At 58.0% G+C, this 17462-nt stretch carries 19 protein-coding genes; 4 read left to right on the plus strand and 15 right to left on the minus strand.

What is annotated here, in order from left to right:
- Positions 1-121: 121 nt before the first annotated feature.
- The 11 genes from ACR0J2_RS06760 to ACR0J2_RS06810 all read right to left on the minus strand — a co-directional run bounded on the left by ACR0J2_RS06760 (position 122) and on the right by ACR0J2_RS06810 (position 9144).
- The gene (locus ACR0J2_RS06760; RefSeq protein ID WP_480812073.1) at positions 122-1216 is read right to left on the minus strand and encodes an alpha-hydroxy acid oxidase; all 1095 of its coding nucleotides are present in this window, start codon (positions 1214-1216) and stop codon (positions 122-124) included.
- Positions 1216-1770, minus strand: a complete 555-nt coding sequence (comE, locus tag ACR0J2_RS06765) for a sulfopyruvate decarboxylase subunit beta (protein ID WP_480812074.1) — start codon at positions 1768-1770, stop codon at positions 1216-1218. The genes ACR0J2_RS06760 and comE overlap by 1 nt, the downstream gene beginning before the upstream one ends.
- Complete coding sequence (gene comD, locus ACR0J2_RS06770; protein ID WP_480812075.1) at positions 1767-2273, minus strand: sulfopyruvate decarboxylase subunit alpha; 507 nt, start codon at positions 2271-2273, stop codon at positions 1767-1769. The genes comE and comD overlap by 4 nt, the downstream gene beginning before the upstream one ends.
- A 62-nt stretch (positions 2274-2335) precedes the next feature.
- Positions 2336-2746, minus strand: coding sequence for a universal stress protein (locus ACR0J2_RS06775; RefSeq protein WP_480812076.1), 411 nt, complete (start codon positions 2744-2746; stop codon positions 2336-2338).
- 27 nt (positions 2747-2773) lie between these two features.
- Complete coding sequence (locus ACR0J2_RS06780) at positions 2774-3754, minus strand: alcohol dehydrogenase catalytic domain-containing protein (protein ID WP_480812077.1); 981 nt, start codon at positions 3752-3754, stop codon at positions 2774-2776.
- Complete coding sequence (locus ACR0J2_RS06785) at positions 3751-4512, minus strand: SDR family NAD(P)-dependent oxidoreductase (protein ID WP_480812078.1); 762 nt, start codon at positions 4510-4512, stop codon at positions 3751-3753. The genes ACR0J2_RS06780 and ACR0J2_RS06785 overlap by 4 nt, the downstream gene beginning before the upstream one ends.
- Positions 4505-5812, minus strand: a complete 1308-nt coding sequence (gene hisD / locus ACR0J2_RS06790) for a histidinol dehydrogenase (protein ID WP_321253872.1) — start codon at positions 5810-5812, stop codon at positions 4505-4507. The genes ACR0J2_RS06785 and hisD overlap by 8 nt, the downstream gene beginning before the upstream one ends.
- Positions 5813-5824: 12 nt before the next feature.
- The gene (locus tag ACR0J2_RS06795) at positions 5825-7153 is read right to left on the minus strand and encodes a TRAP transporter large permease (protein ID WP_170680424.1); all 1329 of its coding nucleotides are present in this window, start codon (positions 7151-7153) and stop codon (positions 5825-5827) included.
- A gap of 11 nt (positions 7154-7164) precedes the next feature.
- Positions 7165-7677, minus strand: coding sequence for a TRAP transporter small permease (locus ACR0J2_RS06800; protein WP_170614591.1), 513 nt, complete (start codon positions 7675-7677; stop codon positions 7165-7167).
- 113 nt (positions 7678-7790) lie between these two features.
- Entirely contained in the window at positions 7791-8936 is a 1146-nt protein-coding gene (locus tag ACR0J2_RS06805; protein WP_170614590.1) for a TRAP transporter substrate-binding protein, read from the minus strand.
- Positions 8937-8958: 22 nt separating this feature from the next.
- Positions 8959-9144: a hypothetical protein gene (locus tag ACR0J2_RS06810; protein ID WP_170614589.1), complete on the minus strand. Its 186-nt coding sequence runs from the start codon at positions 9142-9144 to the stop codon at positions 8959-8961.
- A gap of 130 nt (positions 9145-9274) precedes the next feature.
- Between ACR0J2_RS06810 and ACR0J2_RS06815 the strand changes: the two genes are divergently transcribed.
- Positions 9275-10309, plus strand: coding sequence for a LacI family DNA-binding transcriptional regulator (locus ACR0J2_RS06815; RefSeq protein ID WP_480812079.1), 1035 nt, complete (start codon positions 9275-9277; stop codon positions 10307-10309).
- Between the two features lie 505 nt (positions 10310-10814).
- Here ACR0J2_RS06815 and ACR0J2_RS06820 read toward each other — a convergent pair.
- The 4 genes from ACR0J2_RS06820 to ACR0J2_RS06835 all read right to left on the minus strand — a co-directional run bounded on the left by ACR0J2_RS06820 (position 10815) and on the right by ACR0J2_RS06835 (position 14465).
- A complete protein-coding gene (locus ACR0J2_RS06820; RefSeq protein WP_480812080.1) occupies positions 10815-11882 on the minus strand; it encodes a hypothetical protein in 1068 nt (355 codons plus the stop codon).
- Positions 11883-11886: 4 nt separating this feature from the next.
- Entirely contained in the window at positions 11887-12198 is a 312-nt protein-coding gene (locus tag ACR0J2_RS06825) for a MocE family 2Fe-2S type ferredoxin (protein WP_480812081.1), read from the minus strand.
- Positions 12198-13358: a fatty acid desaturase family protein gene (locus ACR0J2_RS06830; protein WP_480812082.1), complete on the minus strand. Its 1161-nt coding sequence runs from the start codon at positions 13356-13358 to the stop codon at positions 12198-12200. The genes ACR0J2_RS06825 and ACR0J2_RS06830 overlap by 1 nt, the downstream gene beginning before the upstream one ends.
- A gap of 78 nt (positions 13359-13436) precedes the next feature.
- The gene (locus ACR0J2_RS06835; RefSeq protein WP_480812083.1) at positions 13437-14465 is read right to left on the minus strand and encodes a LacI family DNA-binding transcriptional regulator; all 1029 of its coding nucleotides are present in this window, start codon (positions 14463-14465) and stop codon (positions 13437-13439) included.
- A 175-nt stretch (positions 14466-14640) separates the two neighbouring features.
- Here ACR0J2_RS06835 and ACR0J2_RS06840 point away from each other — a divergent pair, with 175 nt between their 5' ends.
- From ACR0J2_RS06840 to ACR0J2_RS06850, 3 genes are read left to right on the plus strand one after another with little or no spacing between them, the layout of a single operon-like run.
- Positions 14641-15369 carry an SDR family NAD(P)-dependent oxidoreductase gene (locus ACR0J2_RS06840; protein ID WP_480812084.1) on the plus strand — a complete coding sequence of 243 codons (729 nt, stop codon included), beginning with the start codon at positions 14641-14643 and terminating at the stop codon, positions 15367-15369.
- Between the two features lie 12 nt (positions 15370-15381).
- Positions 15382-16536, plus strand: a complete 1155-nt coding sequence (locus ACR0J2_RS06845) for a Gfo/Idh/MocA family protein (protein WP_480812085.1) — start codon at positions 15382-15384, stop codon at positions 16534-16536.
- A 10-nt stretch (positions 16537-16546) separates the two neighbouring features.
- Positions 16547-17461, plus strand: a complete 915-nt coding sequence (locus tag ACR0J2_RS06850; RefSeq protein ID WP_480812086.1) for a sugar phosphate isomerase/epimerase family protein — start codon at positions 16547-16549, stop codon at positions 17459-17461.
- Position 17462 lies beyond the last annotated feature (1 nt).

Here is a 17462-nt window from a genome sequence, read left to right on the forward strand (position 1 = left end):
CTGGCCCGAGCTGAACTCAACGGCCTACCCCAAGCGTCGCAGTTCCGCAAAATAGGTCAAGCCGTAAGCGACCGCTATTTCGGCCGGACTGTCGGGTGTTTCAGGCGCGCAGTGCTCGCAGTCAGGGGCCGGTCAGAGAGGTCTTCCCGGTCTGCGCCATGGCAATGCTCAGTTCTTCGCTAAGCGCGTCCCACAATTGCTCCAAACCGGATTCACCCGCGGCCGCAATGGCATACTGCAGGATCCTTCCGACAAATACGTAGTCCGCCCCGACCGACAATGCCTTGAGAACATCTTCGCCTGACCGGATGCCGCTGTCGTAGAACACGGGAAAGTCTGGCCCAAGATCGGCACGGATCTTTGCCAGCATGTCAATCGGCGCAGGCGCAGAATCCAACTGCCGCGCGCCATGGCTTGAAACCTGGATGGCATCCACGCCTGCCGACATCAGGTTGCGGGCATCTTCGACGTCCAGCACGCCCTTGACGACCAGTTTTCCAGGCCAAAGGTCGCGCAATTGCACCAAAGTGTCCCATGTGGCACGCGCCCGGCTTTCGGTACGATCGAAGTCATAGCCTTCCATCTCGAAATTGGCCATCACAGGCTTGCCCTTCAGAAGGGTGTTCAATGACCAGTGCGGGTGCAGTGCGAAGTCGATGAACTGGCGCGGGCCGATGCGGAACGGCATCTTGAACCCATGGCGCAATTCGCGCGGGCGACGGCCGACCTCGGGGACATCGACGGTCAGGACAAGGACGTCATACCCGGCCTGTTTCGCACGCTCGGCCAGTTTGAAAGATCCCGTCCCGTCTCCGCTGAAATACAACTGAAACCAGGCATTACCTTCGGCCTCGGTAATGATCTCTTCCATCGGCGTCGAGGCCACGGTCGATACGACATGTGGCACGCTGTAGCGCGCCGCAAGCCTCGCAAGCATCAAATCAGCGCCCGGGGCGGCAAGGTTGCACATCCCCATGGGGGCGATACCGAAGGGCCTGTCTGCCTCGACATCAAAGACCCGAGACGCCATCGACCGTTGATTGACATCGCGCAGGATACGGGGTCGCAAGGTTATGGCGTCCAATGCGGCACGGTTGCGCGCCGCGCCGGTTTCGGCCCCGGCGGAGCCGTCGATATAATCGAACACCATCCACGGCAGACGCCGCCGAGCCAGACGGCGGGCGTCTTCGGCGCTATGGATGGTGCCTGCGGCCATCAGGCCTGTACGGCCTTCATGAAGCGGTCGCGGATGACGACCGGGTCCATCGTGATCGGCGGCATCTTGGCATTTCCGCTTTCGCATTTGCTGACGATGACGGTCATCTGTTTGGCATCCAGTGCCTCTTGCAGCACACGGCCCGTGTCCTGGGCGGCACATTCGATCACCCGCTCGCACCCGGCGGCCTCGGCCATTTTCGTCAGGGACGTTTTCTGCCCGGCATAGGTCGGCTGATCCCCGGTCGACCCGTATGAGCCATTGTCCACGATCAGCAGGATATAGTTGTCGGCCACGTTGTTGGCGATGGTCGGCAAAGTACCAAGATTGGTCAGGATCGAGCCGTCACCATCGATGACGATCACCGGCTTCGGCTGCGACAGGGCGAGCCCCAGACCGATGCTCGAGGCCAGTCCCATAGTGCCCAGCATGTAGAAGTTGGTCGGCTGATCGTCGATGGCGTGCAGTTCCTGGCTGGGGATGCCGATATTGCAGACAACCAGCTGATCACGCAGGATCGGGGTGATTTCCTTCAGGATTTCAGAGCGGATCATTGGTCGCCGTAGCCTCCCCAGAAGTTGGCGTCGGTCAGGATGGCGACCGGCTTGTTGCACATGAAGGTATATTTCAGGATCGCGTCCAGTTCCTCGACATCCGACTGATGGTGGAAATGATATGTCGGGATATTGAGCTGGGCCAACAGTGCCTTGGTGTGCACCGCCATCTCGACCTGGCAGGCGATGGGTTCGCGCAGCTCACCGCGATACGAGATCAGCATGGGCAGTGGCATCCGGTAGTACTGGATCAGGGTGGCCAACGTGTTGATCGTAACGCCGATGGCGGTGTTCTGCATGATAATCGCAGGGCGCTTGCCGCCCATCCATGCCCCGGCGCACAGGCCCATGCCTTCGTCTTCCTTGTTCGAAGGAATGTGATAGATGCCGTCGCGCCGGTCGATTTCTTCGATCACGCCCGCCAATTGCTTGCAAGGGACGGTGGTCACGAACGAAACATCGTTCGCAACTAGGTCGTCTGTTATCTTTTTGTCTATGTCCATATCCGGGATATCAGTCCTGTCTGTGGCGCATAACGCGCGGTTGGATGTGTCAGTATCGGGGTTCAGGCGGTGCGGCAGACATGTACTGCGCACGGAGCATGGCGAACAACGCGGGCTGCCGTTGTGCCCAGAAAATAGTCGCTGAGGCCGGGCTTGTGAGAACCAACGACAATGCAGTCGACGCCGTGTTTTTCCGCGTATTCGACGATGCCGCGATACGAACGGCCCTTCACGATCTCGGCTGTTACGTTGTCATGGTCTGACGTTTTCTGGGCCAACTGACGGCGGGCCGTTTCAAACCCTTCGCGCACAACATTTTCGTCCAAATAGGTGCCGACTGAGCCATGCGGCGCTTCATAGACGTGCAGAGCGATGATCTGCCCGCCCGGATTGCATAATGTCGTGGCGGCCCTGAGGGTGGTGCCGGAAACTCCGTGATCCAGGGCCATGGGAACCAGGACTTTGTCATACATGGGTTCTCTCCGTTTTATCGCAGGCGTTCAGGCCCACGGGTCGAGGATAATCTTGGGCGCGGCCACCAAGCCGGACCGCAGGTCGTGAAAGGCGGCAGCGCCGCCAGACAACGGGCGCAATTCGGGCCAGTCGAGCGGGCCCAAGCGACCTTCAAAAATTGCCTGTGCGGTGTCACGGAAATCCTGCGCGGTATAGGTATAAGTGCCGATGAATGTGATTTCCTGCAAGGTCATGCGGCGGATATCCAGACCGCCTGTATCCTCACCCAGACCGACATGCGCAATTACTCCGCCCGGCATTGCAATCGCCGAGGCTGCGGCACGGGTGGCAGCATACCCCACCGCATCCACCACCAGCGGCACCATGCCCTGAAACGCGTCGATTGTCTGTTGGCCGCAGCGCTCTGTCAGAAAGGCACGGCGGGCGGCGTTGGGTTCCTGTATCGTCACATCATCCACACCCATGGCGCGAAACGCCAAGGCAGCCGCCAGCCCGATCGCGCCGCCGCCGATGACAAGCGCGCGGCGTTCCATCTGTGGATTCAGCGCTTCGAGCGCAAGTCGGGCGGCATGCCAGCTTACGGCCAGCGGTTCACTCAGCGCCGCCTTTTCCAGCGGCACGTCATCCGGCACCGTTACCAGATTGCGCTCGGGGATTGCCACGAACTGCGCAAAGGCCCCCTCGCGCGGGGGCATTGAAATGATCTCGCGGCGGGCGCAGAGGTTTTCGCGCCCGGACACACAGGCGGCACACTCTTCACAGGTGACCAACGGATTGATCGCTACCCGTTGACCATCACGCGGCCCGCCGACGATTACTCCAGCCGCCTCGTGCCCCAATATGAGCGGCGCAGGACGCCGGGCGTCATGACCCAGATAGGCATGCATGTCGGACCCGCAGATGCCCGAGGCATGGATGCGGATCAGGTGTTCGCCTGCCTGGGCCGCAGCCATCGGCACATCGCGAAAGCCAAGCTTCTCAACTCCTTCATAGACAAGCGCTTTCATTTTGCCGTGAACCCTCCGTCAACCATCAGGACTTGCCCGGTGACATAACCCGACGCTTCGGAACACAGAAACAACAGCGGTCCGTCGATATCCTCAAGCCGGCCATTGCGACCGATACAGGTTTGCGCCGCATTGCCCGCAGCGCGCGCCTCATCGCTGAACACGGCCTGTGTCAGCTCGGTCGGGAAGAACCCGGGCCCGATCGCGTTGGCGGTGATGCCGTGGGGCGACCAGGCTTCTGCCATGGCGCGGGTCATCTGACCGACCCCACCCTTGCTGGCTCCGTAGGCGATGCCACCGGGAAAAGCCCGAAAGGTCTGGAGCGAGGCGAAATTGACGATCCGCCCCCACCCCCGTTCCTTCATCGCAGGCACAAATGCCTGGCTGATAAAGAAGGGCGCTGAAAGGTTCAAAGCCAGCGTCTGATCCCAATCCGCAATCGTCACTTCGTCCGCTGGCTGCCGTGTATTTATCCCGGCCGCATGTACCAGAATATCCGGCATTCCGAAGGGGGCCGAAATCGCTTCTGCCAGCGCCTTCAGCCCGCTGCGGTCCGCCACATCCGCCACCACATGGGCACCGCCAGCCCCGATTTCCGCACACAGACCTTCCAATGCCTCGGCACGCCGTGCGACCGCCACAACCTGCGCTCCGGCGGCAGCGAGCGTCACTGCCGCTTGCCGTCCCAAACCGGAACTGGCGCCGGTTACGCAGGCAGTTCGGCCTGTCAGATCAAACAGGGCACGCGGGTCAGCCATTTGCGGTCAGATCAAAGACTTCGTCCGGGAAGTACTTGGCCAACCGGACGTCGGCGGCACGCGCGTGCCCCTCCATCCCTTCCAGCCGGGCAATCCGCGCGGTGGCCTCGGCCACTGGTTTCGAACCCTCGCGGGTTGCGCGCTGCCAGGTGACGATCTTCATGTATTTGTGAACCGACAACCCGCCAGTATAGCTTGCCGCGCGCGAAGTCGGCAGCACATGGTTGGTCCCTGCGGCCTTGTCGCCGTAGGAAACTGTAGTCTCTTCACCCAGGAACAATGAGCCGTAGCAGGTCAGCCGCTCAAGCCACCAATCCAGATCCGCGGCCTGCACTGTCAGATGCTCGGGCGCGTATTCGTCGGAACAGGCGGCCATTTCTTCTCGATCCGCACAAAGGATCACCTCGGCATAGTCACGCCAGGCCGCTGCGGCGTTCTCGCGGTTCACCTCGGGCAGGTCGTTGATGTAATCCGGTACCAGCCGCATCACGTCTTCCGCCAGGGCGCGGTTGTCGGTAACCAGCCAGACCGGAGAGTTGTAGCCATGCTCTGCCTGGCTCACCAGATCGGTAGCGACGATGTGGGCGTCCGCTGTGCCGTCAGCCAGGATCAGGCTGTCTGTCGGGCCTGCGATCATGTCGATGCCAACGCGACCAAACAGGATGCGCTTGGCCTCGGCAACAAACTGATTTCCGGGGCCCACCAGGATGTTTGCCTTGGGCAAGCCAAACAGACCGAATGTCATTGCCGCAACCCCCTGAACACCACCCATTGCCATGATTTTATCCGCGCCGCAGATGTGGGCGGCATAAATGATGGCCGGGGCCACACCGACGCCGGGGCGCGGCGGCGAACAGGCGGTGATATGCTTGCACCCTGCCACCTTGGCGGTGGTCACAGTCATGATGGCGCTTGCAATATGGCTGTAGCGCCCGCCCGGCACGTAGCATCCGGCCGCATCCACCGGGATCGCCTTTTGCCCGGTAACGAAACCGGGCGAGATTTCCATTTCCACGTCATGCACCGTGCCTTTTTGCAGCTGGGCAAAGCGGCGAACATTGTCGTGGGAAAACCGAATATCGGCCTTCAGTTTCTCCGGGACCAGTGCACAAGCGGCCTCGATCTCTTCCGGCGTCAGCAGCACGTTGCCCTCGTACTGGTCAAACTTTGCAGCATATTCCAGGGCCTTGGCATCGCCTCCAGTCTCAATGTCGTCGAGGATACCCTGCACGATCTTATGAGTTTCAGACGCGTCCGACTTAGGGGTCAGGGTAGCCTTTTTCAGATATTCACGGGTCATTTCCAGGGGGTCCTACTTGTAGATATCAGGAAGCAAAGTGGTCGAGATCGGCGGGAAATAGGCGATCAGCAGCACGACAATCAGCATTGTCAGAACAAAGGGCACGGCACGGGCTGCGATTTTCAGGATCGACTCGCCGGTAATGCCGGAGACGACAAAGAGGTTCAGCCCCAGGGGCGGTGTGATGAAGCCAACGCCCAGCGCGGTGATCATCATGATGCAGAACTGGATCTCGTTCATGCCGATGTTGTCGGCCAGGGGTTTCAGGATTGGCGCCAGGATCACGATGTTGGGCGTCGTCTCCATAACGCAGCCCGCTGCGATCAGGATGCAGATCATCAACAGGATCAGCATGGCCGGATCATCGGTCAGCCCGGTTACGGCGGTCACAAAGCCCTGCGGCACACCCATGATTGCCAGCGCCTCGGCCAGCGGGGCTGAAAATGCGATGATCGGCAGGATCACCCCGTTCACTTTGGCAGAGCTGACAAGCATCGCCGGAAAATCCGACAGCTTCAGGGTGCCCAGTATGAAACCCATCACGATGGTTACGACCACCGCCGTTGCGCCGGCTTCGGTCGGGGTAAGACGGCCCGAGAAGATGCCGTAGAAAATGATCCCCGGCACGATGAAGGCATACCAGCCGGATTTCAACGATTGACCCAGATTGCCCATCCACTCGCCCAACCCCATGTTGCCGCCGGTCTCATAGGTATAAAGGCGGTTCATGATGATGTTGGTGATCAGGATCGACACTAGGATCGCAAGGCCCGGGATAAGTGCCGCCAGGAACAGGGTTGAGGCTGAGATGCCCAGTACAAGACCGATAATGATATACGCGATTGAAGGTGGGATAAGGATGCCGGTACAGGCGCCAGCCGCCACCAGGGCGCAGGCATAGGGTCGGGGGTAACCGCTTTCGACAAGCCGCGCGATTGTCATCCGCCCCACGGCAGCGGCACCCGCCGCGTCCGAGCCCGAGATCGCCGCAAACATCCCGCAGACCAGAACGGTCGCCGATCCGAAACCGCCGCGCGTCCAGCAGGTCAGCGCCTCGGCCACATCCAGAAATTTCTTACTGAGGCCGGTTCGCACAAGCACATCGCCGGTCAGGATGAACAGCGGCACAGCTGTCAGTGCAAACGCGTCGATACCGGTGAAGAGGCTTTCACCGATGGCGCTCAGCGGCAGGTCGCCCGACATGATCAGCATGACAATCGCCGCAGTGCCAATGGCGGCCCAGACCGGAACCGCCAAAGCGATCAGACCCACGAAAAGGATCACCGGCAGGTAAAAATCCCATCCAAGCTCAACAGTCTGATTGAGGGAGTTCCAGAGCATTCGAGTTCTCCTCAGTCAAACAGCTTGTCGCCTTCGAAGACGGGCGTGCCGTCGCGAAGGGATTTCAGGTCGCGCAAAAGGGATTGGATCAGCCGCCATATCATCAGCGCAAATCCGGTCGGCACAGCCATCAGGAACCAGACCTTGGAGACCCGCAACCCGTCCGTGACCGAACCGAACTTGGCCGAGACATGAACCGCCTCATACGACCAGTAGAGCGCGATAACGGCCACCACGAACATCACCAAATCGCCGAAGATGTACAAAGCCGCCTTAGGGCGTGGCCCCAGGTAATGCATGATCACGTCGATGCGGATATGGGCGCGTTCCTTGACGGCCGCCGCCGCGCCGATCCAAGCTAGATATATGAAGGAATAGCGGACGATCTCTTCGCCCCAGATCGAGGAAAAGGCGAACACTTCCCGCCGCAACACCTCGATCGCCATGGTGATGACAAGCATCACGTAGAACACCAGTAGCAGCCAGCGCTCGGCGTCTCGGTCGATTTTTTGCAATATGGTCATTTCCGGCCCCGGTCCCTGGCAACATTAGACCTGCCGGTCCGCTTGGACCGCCGCCATCTGGTTGCACGTGGTAAAACGGGCGAGAGAGGTCAGCCCCCCTCGCCCGTCGGATCTTATGCGTCGTGGACGTAGTACTTGCCCTGCGTTCCAGCCGCCTCGACCAGTTTTTCGAAATTGTCCATCGATCCTGCAAGTTCGGTCTTGAACGGATCCCATTCCGAACGCTGGTAGCCACCGGCATCCTTCCACTCGGCCAGTTGATCATCGGACAGCGAATGGAATTGCACGCCTGCCTTGTTCAGTTCCGCCATGGCATAGGCTCGTGCCGACGGTACTTTGGACAGGTTCTGGTGGCTGGTCATTTCCGACCCCCACATGATGCCCTCCTGCACATCGGATGGCAGCGAGTTGAACCATTCCAGGTTACAGGAATAGACCTGACTGTCCGGCACGGCCTGCGTGAAGGTGACGTTGCTGAGAATGTCTTTGAAGCCAAAGACATACAACGCGCCGACGGACGGATCCAGCGCATCGGCCACGCCCTGTTTGATCGCCGATGGCGTCTCGCCCCATGCGACAGGTGTCGGGTTGGCACCGACCATCCGATAGTATTGCTGCAGCATCTTCGAGCCGGGCACGCGGAATTTCACACCGCTCATGTCCGACGGGGTAAGAATGGCGTTTCCGCCCTGACGCACCGCGACAACCCTTGGATCAATCACAACGTAGAACAGGGCCTTGAATCCGGCGGCTTCGACCTTGGGATGCACTTCGTTCTTCCAAGTGTCGGAATGCACCAGATTGGTGAACCGCTGGTTCGAGCCGCACAGATACGGCATGTTGATCAGATCGACGGTCGAGGCAAAAGGCGCAAAGTTCGACAGCGAATGCTGTGCTGCCTGAATTGTGCCGCCCTGTACCTTCTGAACCAGCGCGCCTCCCGCACCCAACTGCCCACCGGGGGCCAGCTTGACGTAGATCTTGCCGTTGGTCGCGTTCTGGATGTTTTCCTTCAGATCCAGTTGCATGATCGGATAACTACGCGACGCGCCCAGCACGTAAGCCGTGGCGACGGTCATCACATGCTCGGCTGCGTTCTCGCGTTCTTTCTCTTCTTTGGCGGTTTGCGCTGCGGCCTCCGAAGACCACAATACGCCGCCAGCTCCGGCCACCACCGCCGCTGTGAACGAGCCGGTTGAAGCCAGCTTCAGAAAATTCCGGCGCTCAGCAGATTTGAGGCCATCCTTGCCATTCGTCATTTTCTTCCTCCCATTGAATCCGTCAGCTGCCGTTGTTGTTTTCTTGGTCAGCCTCTCGCTTGAGAATGGCCGCCACGAACAGGATCGAGGCAGCAAACAGAACCAGCATCTCACCGACATCCCCCAGGAATCCGCCACCTCCAAATGCGCCCAGCGCCACATTTGTGAAAAATACGGCAAAGACGACAGCGGCAGCCCAAAGGAACATCGCAAAACCCCGGATTGTTTTCTCAACTCTATTTGTAAGCGCTTACATTAATAATGCAAGCGCTTACATCAGCAGATGGCAAGACCGGTTTTTTGTGGTATGACGGTGCCAAAGCAACAGCAGGCTCCGCATGGGAAAAACCCGTTCAGCTCCGACACTTAACGACGTTGCAAAGGCGGCAGGCGTTTCGACCGCCACTGTGTCGCGATGCCTGAATTCGCCGGAACGGGTAATCGAGCAAACCCGGCATCGGGTCATGCAAGCGGTCGAATCGTTGGGCTATACGCCGAATTTTGCAGCCCGTGTTATGGCTGCGAATCGCAGCTTCACCATCGGTGCGATTATTCCCACAATGGACAACGCAATCTTCGCCCGCGGATTGCAGGAGTTTCAGGACCAGCTTCGTGAAAGCGGATATACCCTTCTGGTATCCAGTTCCGCTTACGACCCCGAGGTGGAGAGAGAGCAGATCCGCACGCTTGTCGCCCGCGGTGCGGACGGGTTGCTTCTGATCGGACATGAGCGTGACGCAGATATTTATGAGTATCTGGAGCGCCACCAGGTTCCATCACTTGTTGCCTGGTCCTACGACCCGGACGCCAAGCGGCCGTCCGTCGGTTTCAGCAACAAGGATGCTATGGGGGAACTGGCGCGGACCGTGATTGCGGCAGGACACCGGCGGGTCGCCATGATTTCGGGCAAGACAAAAGGAAACGATCGGGCGCAAAACCGCGTCGAAGGTGTCAGGCAGGCTATGTCACAGAGCAACCTCGACGCCGATGCCTTGACCTTGATCGAAACTACTTACGAAATTGACAAGGGCGCTGAAGCCTTTCGGCAACTGATGGCCCTCACCCCAAGGCCAACAGTGGTCATGTGCGGCAACGATGTTCTGGCCGCAGGTGCCCTGTGCGAGGCCCGAAGACTTGGAATACAGGTGCCGGAACAAGTTTCGGTAACGGGTTTCGATGACATAGAATTGGCCGAGATCGTCAGCCCGGCCTTGACGACCGTACATGTTCCCCACCGGGAAATGGGTCGCAAGGCCGCGCGTGAGTTGACTGCAATGGTTGAAGGCAAATCGGAAGGCCATTCAATCTGCATCAATACAAGGCTGGTCAGCCGACATTCGCTGGCAGAACCCGACTGCCACACATCGCAATAGACGCGTGGGGTTTGCATTCACCGTGTTCGCACCAGTGAAGTCAGACATTTGCGGATAGCCAACTGCCGACCAAAGCGCACTGCATCCAACGCACGGTCGGCAACCTTCCCAGCAACGTCAACTTGACCGGAAGTGATGGGCGTAGTGTGTCGCCGCTGTTCGATCTGGGTTGCTATTCAAAGAGCTTTGCCTGCGCCGGTTTTGACGCGTCACCCTAACACCCTAAAATAGACAAGAAATAATCGCTAACGTCTTCGAGCCCTACTCGGGCAAGCGCTGTCCAACGTCCGACCGCCTATACCGTGCAAACTCTAGCGAGAATCTGGACGATCGAGCGCAAAGCGCCATTTCGGGCCAGAGCACGGTCATATGGCGTCAATACCGACACTCGGTCGAAAAGGCCGTCTCGCCGCACTGTCCCTATGAAGCAGACGTCGAGAGAGAAGCATTGAGTGGCGCCCTTGATGCCGGGCATCAATAGTGTGGATGCGCAGCTTTTGTCCAATCAAATGCCGAGTGCTTGCGGGTCAAACGGCAGAAGGAACTCCTCGCTTTTCGTATTTCGGATCAGGAGTTGGTCTTTCCGGGTCTCAATGGCGTTCACCCCGCCCCCATCACGCCAACGAAACACGCCGACGACATGACTAATTTCAACTTGGCCGTCGGGGTCCAGTTGAATGACTCCACGACCATTGGGAAAACCGTTTTCATCAGCGCCCAGAACGGTCGACGCAGCCCCCTCCTCGACCCCAAGGCAGGCGAAGTGCCTGCCCGACCACGGAGCATAGTAGCGACCTCCGTTGGAATGCCACAACATTGTCATCGGCAAAGCCTGTGCCGATTTGAGTGACAGGAAAACGTCGCCCTCCACCGGGCGAATAACCGCAGTCCACCCCAGTTTCACTTCAGGGGGTTCCAGCCCAACGACAAAATCTTCGCTTTTCGAAGACCATGGATAGTGTGACAGGTCCAATTCGTCTCCCATACCAGGGAAAGACGTCAAAGTATCACTTTCAGCCGGGTATTTTAGCGCTGAATGGCCCAATGACGGATCAACTTCCAGCGGGGTCTGAGGTGTTCTCCAACACTGCTTTCGAGAGGTTTGAATGATCCCGCCATTTGGCAAAGATACGTTCGCGTGATTGGCTACCGGCACCAACCCGTCGCCACCAATGAACGTATGACGCTGATAGACAAATGGATGCCCCGGGCGCAGTGTGATCTCTTTCTGCAGCCTTGCCCCATAGACTGTTTTTTCGAGCTCGGCTCGTAAGTAGTTTTCGGTCTTTTTCTTCAATACCCAGCGTGAATTGGGCGGCCATCCATGCAGCGGCGACGCGGCCTCGGTTGCCCCAAAAGGCGCGCAGAAAAAATCACCACCGAGCTTTTCCAGATGAGGCGCAATACCCTCGGGCATGGCTTCGCCCGTTCCGACCCAAGGTGCGCGATGCAGCGGCGAGATCTCGGTACCGCCGTCATTTACGCAAAAGCTCTCGATCAACCCCAACTGCAAATCGAAGGAAAGCCGGATACCAGTAGCGGACAGGTTGATCACAATGGATACCTCACCCAAACCATCATTCCACCAGAACCATCACACGACCATGTTCCACTTTGGTTTCGTGGGTGCGAAGGTCTTCACATGCAGGCGCTCGTAGAGCTTTGCCCGAGCGGTAGTCGAATAGCCCGTTGTGCTTGGGGCACTCGATCTCATAATCCATCACCAGGCCGTCCGATAAGTGCACCTGTTCGTGTGTACAGAGTCCATCAGTGCAGTAGAAGTCATTATCCTGACTACGGAAAATTGCGTATGTACGACCCTCGTGATCCCAACGAATGACGTCCTCTTCGTCAACATCGTCTACGGCGCACGCGTCGACCCAAGGCATTACACTCCCTCCCGGTCGCCGCTTGCATTTTCCGTTTTTCGCTCGGGAACAGCCATGTGCAAATGCTCTCGATAAGGTCGCGCCGTCGTTGGAAGTGTTTTTCGAATTGCATAGTTCGGATCAATGCGTTGCTTCATGACGGAACCCATCATTTCTTTGTAGCCATCCCAAATTGAAGTGTTCGGCGGCGGCAGGTCATCCTTGATCAACTCATGAAGCGCTGGAAGTGAGTAATAGGGCACCATCGGGAACATATGATGCTCGATGTGGTAATTCATGTTCCAGTAAACCCAACGGCTGATCGGGTTCATGTAGAGCGTTCGGGAATTCAACCGGTGATCAAGAACGTTCTCGGCCAATCCTCCATGCTGAAGCAGCCCCGTCATTACAAAATGCCAGCATCCATAGACCCGGGGGCCGCCGATCAGGAGTATCGGGATCAGGGACTTCCAAGCTGCCCCAGAGACAAACAATACCAATGAAACCAATAAAACAGAGGCGTAGATTGCGACGTGAACCCGTGCCCAGAATACTGCTTTCGGCCACTGGCTTTCCGGAATGTAGTCCCGCTCTTCCTGCGACAGGTTCCCCATGGCATTTCGCATCAGAACTTTGAGCGAAGTCCAGGTCTCGACAATCCCTACAAATGCAAGCGTCTTAAGGATCAGGTTGATCGGATGCATCCACGCTATTTCGGGATCGCGGCCAACAATAAGTGTATCGGTGTGATGCCGCGCGTGGCTCCAGCGCCAATTGACCGGGTTTCGCATGATCTGGAAGGACGCGATGTGGTAAACGACGTCGTTCATCCACCGGGTTCGAAACGCTGTTCCGTGACCACACTCGTGCCAACGGCTGTCGCAGGCAGAACCGTACACAACCCCGTAAGCAAACCAGAAAGGCACGCAAAGCCAGCTACCCCAAAAGTAAAGCCCGCCAGCCGCAAACACAAAATGCAAGGCAATCCATATGGCAGTGTCACGAATGGCAGGCGCATCCCGACGCTTCATTAGAGACTTCAGCTTCTTTCGGGGAACCTCGCTATGATACCACTCGGCGGCCGACAGACCGGCCTCTATCGCCTGGCGCGTACTCGTACCGGTCAGGGAATAGTCCCGAACAGCGAAATCCGAGCCATTGGATGCGGTCGACTTACTCATATCCCCTCTTTTCATCGCTCATGGCAGTTCTTACGCAGCTTCCTTGACCATAGCAAAGTCGCCTCGAATTTTGGCCTGTCAACTGGGCGGCGCAGTGCTCGCCCGCGTGACAAGTTCCACGGAAACTGCCGTTTTTGTCGGAAGGTTCCGGCTTGTATTCGCCAACTGGCCCAGCAACACCTCGGCTGCACGGCGTCCCAGTTGATGCCGGTCTTGTCGGATTGTTGTCAGCGCGGGAACGTAAGAACCTGACATTTCGATATCGTCAAAACCGACAACCGAAATGTCTTCGGGCACCTTCAGCCCGCCTGCGACCAGCCCAGAGATCAACCCAAAGGCAACCATGTCCGCCGCGCAGAATACAGCCGTTGGGCGGTCATCCATCGCGAGTATTCTTCTGGCGGCCTCATGTCCGGATTCCAGCGAGAAATCGCCCCTGATGATCCACTCCGGCTGCGCTGGAAGCCCCAGCCGCGTCCGTTCTTCGACCATGCCCTCACGCCGGGCCGTTGTCAGAACATTCCCGTCGGGGCCGGTCACATGCGCGATTTTCTTGTGGCCCAAATCATGCAGATGCCTGATCGCCAATCGCGCACCTTCGGCGTTATCACTGGAAATCACCGGAAAGGACGCGCCCTCGACCCATTCACACAAAAAGACAATGCGGTCACCCGCCCCGTACCTGACGCATTGCTGCAACGCGGCCGACGATATCCCGCCGTCCAACGAAATTGCACCGTCGATCCGGCCGTCCCGAAAGTACCCGGCAAGAGTTTCATCCTTCAATGGGTTGCTTTCTGTATCTGCAATCAGAACTGCATAGTCCGATCCGGCAAACCCCTCGCTGATACCAGCCAAGATGCCCGAGTAGAAAGGCTTGCCTAGATTGGGGACCAGGATCAGTACAGCACCGGCCCTTTGCATGCGCAGGTTTCTGGCGGCCTGGTTGACCCGGTAGCCTGTCTCATGAATGGCTTCCTGTACTGCCAAACGCGTTGCTTCCGACACCAGACCAGGATTGGATAAAACACGACTGACCGTGGCCGTAGACACCATCGCGGAACGGGCAACATCCTGTATCGTGGCGGGTTTGGGCTTCTTGTTCATGACCAGTCAGAAAATTTCCAGCTTGACTCGAATCTATTGTGATGCCGATTATGTAATCGATTACAGTTTTTGAAAAGCAGGTTTTTTCGAAAATGTAATCGATTGCAGAGGAAACTCGCGGATTGAGGGAAGTGATGACATCCGAATTCAAAAGCAGCGGAAGCCGGGCTCTTTGATGACTTCGAAGACCTCCTTCGACTTTACTGGGGCAAAGGTCCTGGTGATTGGCGCCAGCCGGGGCGGTATTGGCGCAGCTGTTGCCAGAGCATTTCAGGACGCGGGCGCCGAAGTGGAAATTACCGGCGTGGAACCGGATTGCATCGAAGAGGACGCAACCCGGTTTGGCTACAGTCAACTGGATGTAACCAACACGGTCGAAGTCTACAAATTCGCTGGAGCACGGAACCATATTGATGTGCTGATCAATTGTGCCGCGATCACACGACGCGGCGAGGAGATGGAGCCCGACTTTTTCTCACACGTGCTGGACGTCAATCTGACCGGGTCGTTTCGTTGCGCCGAGGCGTTGCACCCTGCCCTTTCGGCCGCAAAAGGACGCGTCATCAATGTGGCCTCGATGTATGCGCGATTTGGTTCACCGCAAAACCCGGCCTACGGCGCGTCAAAAGCCGGTGTGGAACAACTGACAAAGTCGCTGGCAGTCGCCTGGGCCAAGGACGGTATTCGGGTGAATGCGATCGCACCGGGGTTCATCGTGACCGAACAATCGGCCCGGGCGAGGGAAGATGCAAATTTCACAAAAGCGGTAGAAGCCCGCACACCGTTGGCGCGCTGGGGTCAACCGGAAGATATCGCAGGCTCAGCCATGTTTCTTGCGTCAGATGCCGCGGCTTTTGTGACCGGCACATGCCTCACCGTGGACGGAGGGTATTCGGTTGTTTGACAGGAGCACACGATGAGTGACTTCGCAAAAATTGGCGCGGCAGTGATCGGGACCGGATTCATTGGAACGGTGCACGTTCAGGCCCTTCGGCGTCTGGGCGTGGACGTAAGAGGCGTTCTTGGATCATCGCCGGAGCGCGGTCGGGACCGGGCGCGAGCGATCAGCGTGACGCACGCCTACACATCTCTGGACGACCTGCTGGCGGATGAAAGCGTCGATGTGGTGCACGTAACGACCCCGAACCACGCACATTATCCGCAGGTGAAGTCGATTCTGGCGGCAGGCAAACACGTCATCTGTGAAAAGCCCCTTGCCATGACGTCCGCCGAAAGCGCTGAAATGGTGGACCTGGCCAATGCGTCAGGAAAGGTAGCGGCGGTTTGTTACAACATCCGGTTTTACCCGCTGAACCAGCAGGCTCATGGCATGGTTCAAACAGGCGATCTTGGTGATATTCGTTTCATAACAGGGCATTACCACCAGGACTGGCTGGCAAAATCAGATGACTGGAACTGGCGGCTAGAAAGCGAAATGGGCGGAGCGCTGCGTTCAGTCGGTGACATTGGAACGCACTGGGTTGATCTGACTAGTTTCGTCACCGGGTTGAAAGCTGCTTCCGTCTTTGCAGAGCTGACAACCTTCATTCCGGAACGCCAGAAACCTCTCGGCTCGGTCGAGACGTTTTCCAGCGGAACCGGCGAAACCGAAACTGTCCCTATCGATACCGACGACGCGGCGATGATCCTCATCCGTTATGAAAACGGCGCACGCGGTGTGATGAGCACGTCTCAGGTGAACATGGGTCGAAAGAACTCATTGCAATGGGATATCGCCGGGGCGAAGGCCAGCGCCGCCTGGGACAGCGAAACTCCTGACCATCTGTTCATTGGGCACCGCGACGCGCCGAACCAAACCCTGATGCGCGACTTTACATTGATGAACGGCCCCGGGGTTGCCGCCGCCACATTGCCACCCGGACATGTCGAGGGCTTCGCGGATTCCTTCTTCAACTTTTTTCGGGCCGTCTATGCCGATGTCATCGCAGGCGGGCGTCAGCAAGGCAGCACATGGGCCACATTCGAGGACGGCCATTACGAGATGCAGTTCTGCGACGCTGTCGTGAAATCGGCAAAAGAAAGCCGCTGGGTGGATTTGAGCGAGATTTGAGGGCGATGACATGAAACTGGGCTTACTGACTGCACCATTCGAAGACTCTCAACTGGCCGATGTGGCGTCCTGGGCCGGTGCCAATGGGTTTTCAGCGATGGAGGTCGCCTGCTGGCCTGCATCAGGTGGCGAGCAACGGCGCTATGCGGGAACCAGCCACATCAACGTGGACGGCCTTTCTGCAGATCAGGGAAATGAGATTATCGCGGAACTTGGCGGTCATGGGGTCGAGATTTCCGGTCTGGGATACTACCCCAACCCACTCCATGCCGATGCGGATCATCGGGCAGAAGTTATCGGGCACCTCATGAAGGTCATCACCGCTGCTGGGGTGATGGGCATCAACGTCGTCAACACATTCGTGGGCGGTGTCCGGACGCTGAACCTCGACGCGAACTGGGAACGCGCGACGGAAATTTTCGATCCGATCGTCAAGCACGCACAAAACTCTGGCGTGCGCCTGTGTTTTGAGAACTGCCCGATGATCTTCAGCTATGACGAATGGCCCGGGGGTCACAACATCGCCTATTCGCCCAAGATCTGGCGACGGATATTCGAGCAGTGGGGCGATGCGGTTGGCATGAATTTCGATCCTTCGCATCTGATTTGGCAATTCATCGATCAGACGCGTTTTATCAAGGAGTTCGGCCCTCACATGGCCCATGTCCACGCCAAGGATGTGATGGTTGATCAGGACGGGCTGTATGAGAACGGGGTGATGTCAACCGGCATGGGGTGGCAAGTCCCCCGGCTTTGCGGGCTGGGTGACGTGGACTGGTCTGGCTTCTTTTCCGGACTTTACCGCGTCGGATACGACGGTCCCATCATCATCGAGCATGAAGACAGGCTGTTCGAAGGCGCAGACGAAAAGGTCAAGCGGGGGTTCCTGCTGGCCCGGGATGTCCTGTCGCCATTCATCAAATAAA

This window comes from Ruegeria sp. CG4 (assembly GCF_056537185.1).

Excerpts from the sequence above, each read along its gene's own strand:
- comE (WP_480812074.1), bottom strand. The coding sequence starts at position 1,770 with ATGATCCGCTCTGAAATCCTGAAGGAAATCACCCCGATCCTGCGTGAT.
- ACR0J2_RS06785 (WP_480812078.1), bottom strand. The coding sequence starts at position 4,512 with ATGGCTGACCCGCGTGCCCTGTTTGATCTGACAGGCCGAACTGCCTGC.
- ACR0J2_RS06830 (WP_480812082.1), bottom strand. The coding sequence starts at position 13,358 with ATGAGTAAGTCGACCGCATCCAATGGCTCGGATTTCGCTGTTCGGGAC.
- ACR0J2_RS06800 (WP_170614591.1), bottom strand. The coding sequence starts at position 7,677 with ATGACCATATTGCAAAAAATCGACCGAGACGCCGAGCGCTGGCTGCTA.
- ACR0J2_RS06835 (WP_480812083.1), bottom strand. The coding sequence starts at position 14,465 with ATGAACAAGAAGCCCAAACCCGCCACGATACAGGATGTTGCCCGTTCC.
- ACR0J2_RS06775 (WP_480812076.1), bottom strand. The coding sequence starts at position 2,746 with ATGTATGACAAAGTCCTGGTTCCCATGGCCCTGGATCACGGAGTTTCC.
- ACR0J2_RS06805 (WP_170614590.1), bottom strand. The coding sequence starts at position 8,936 with ATGACGAATGGCAAGGATGGCCTCAAATCTGCTGAGCGCCGGAATTTT.
- ACR0J2_RS06815 (WP_480812079.1), top strand. The coding sequence starts at position 9,275 with ATGGGAAAAACCCGTTCAGCTCCGACACTTAACGACGTTGCAAAGGCG.
- ACR0J2_RS06795 (WP_170680424.1), bottom strand. The coding sequence starts at position 7,153 with ATGCTCTGGAACTCCCTCAATCAGACTGTTGAGCTTGGATGGGATTTT.
- ACR0J2_RS06850 (WP_480812086.1), top strand. The coding sequence starts at position 16,547 with ATGAAACTGGGCTTACTGACTGCACCATTCGAAGACTCTCAACTGGCC.
- ACR0J2_RS06780 (WP_480812077.1), bottom strand. The coding sequence starts at position 3,754 with ATGAAAGCGCTTGTCTATGAAGGAGTTGAGAAGCTTGGCTTTCGCGAT.
- comD (WP_480812075.1), bottom strand. The coding sequence starts at position 2,273 with ATGGACATAGACAAAAAGATAACAGACGACCTAGTTGCGAACGATGTT.
- ACR0J2_RS06810 (WP_170614589.1), bottom strand. The coding sequence starts at position 9,144 with ATGTTCCTTTGGGCTGCCGCTGTCGTCTTTGCCGTATTTTTCACAAAT.
- hisD (WP_321253872.1), bottom strand. The coding sequence starts at position 5,812 with ATGACCCGTGAATATCTGAAAAAGGCTACCCTGACCCCTAAGTCGGAC.
- ACR0J2_RS06845 (WP_480812085.1), top strand. The coding sequence starts at position 15,382 with ATGAGTGACTTCGCAAAAATTGGCGCGGCAGTGATCGGGACCGGATTC.
- ACR0J2_RS06825 (WP_480812081.1), bottom strand. The coding sequence starts at position 12,198 with ATGCCTTGGGTCGACGCGTGCGCCGTAGACGATGTTGACGAAGAGGAC.
- ACR0J2_RS06840 (WP_480812084.1), top strand. The coding sequence starts at position 14,641 with ATGACTTCGAAGACCTCCTTCGACTTTACTGGGGCAAAGGTCCTGGTG.
- ACR0J2_RS06760 (WP_480812073.1), bottom strand. The coding sequence starts at position 1,216 with ATGGCCGCAGGCACCATCCATAGCGCCGAAGACGCCCGCCGTCTGGCT.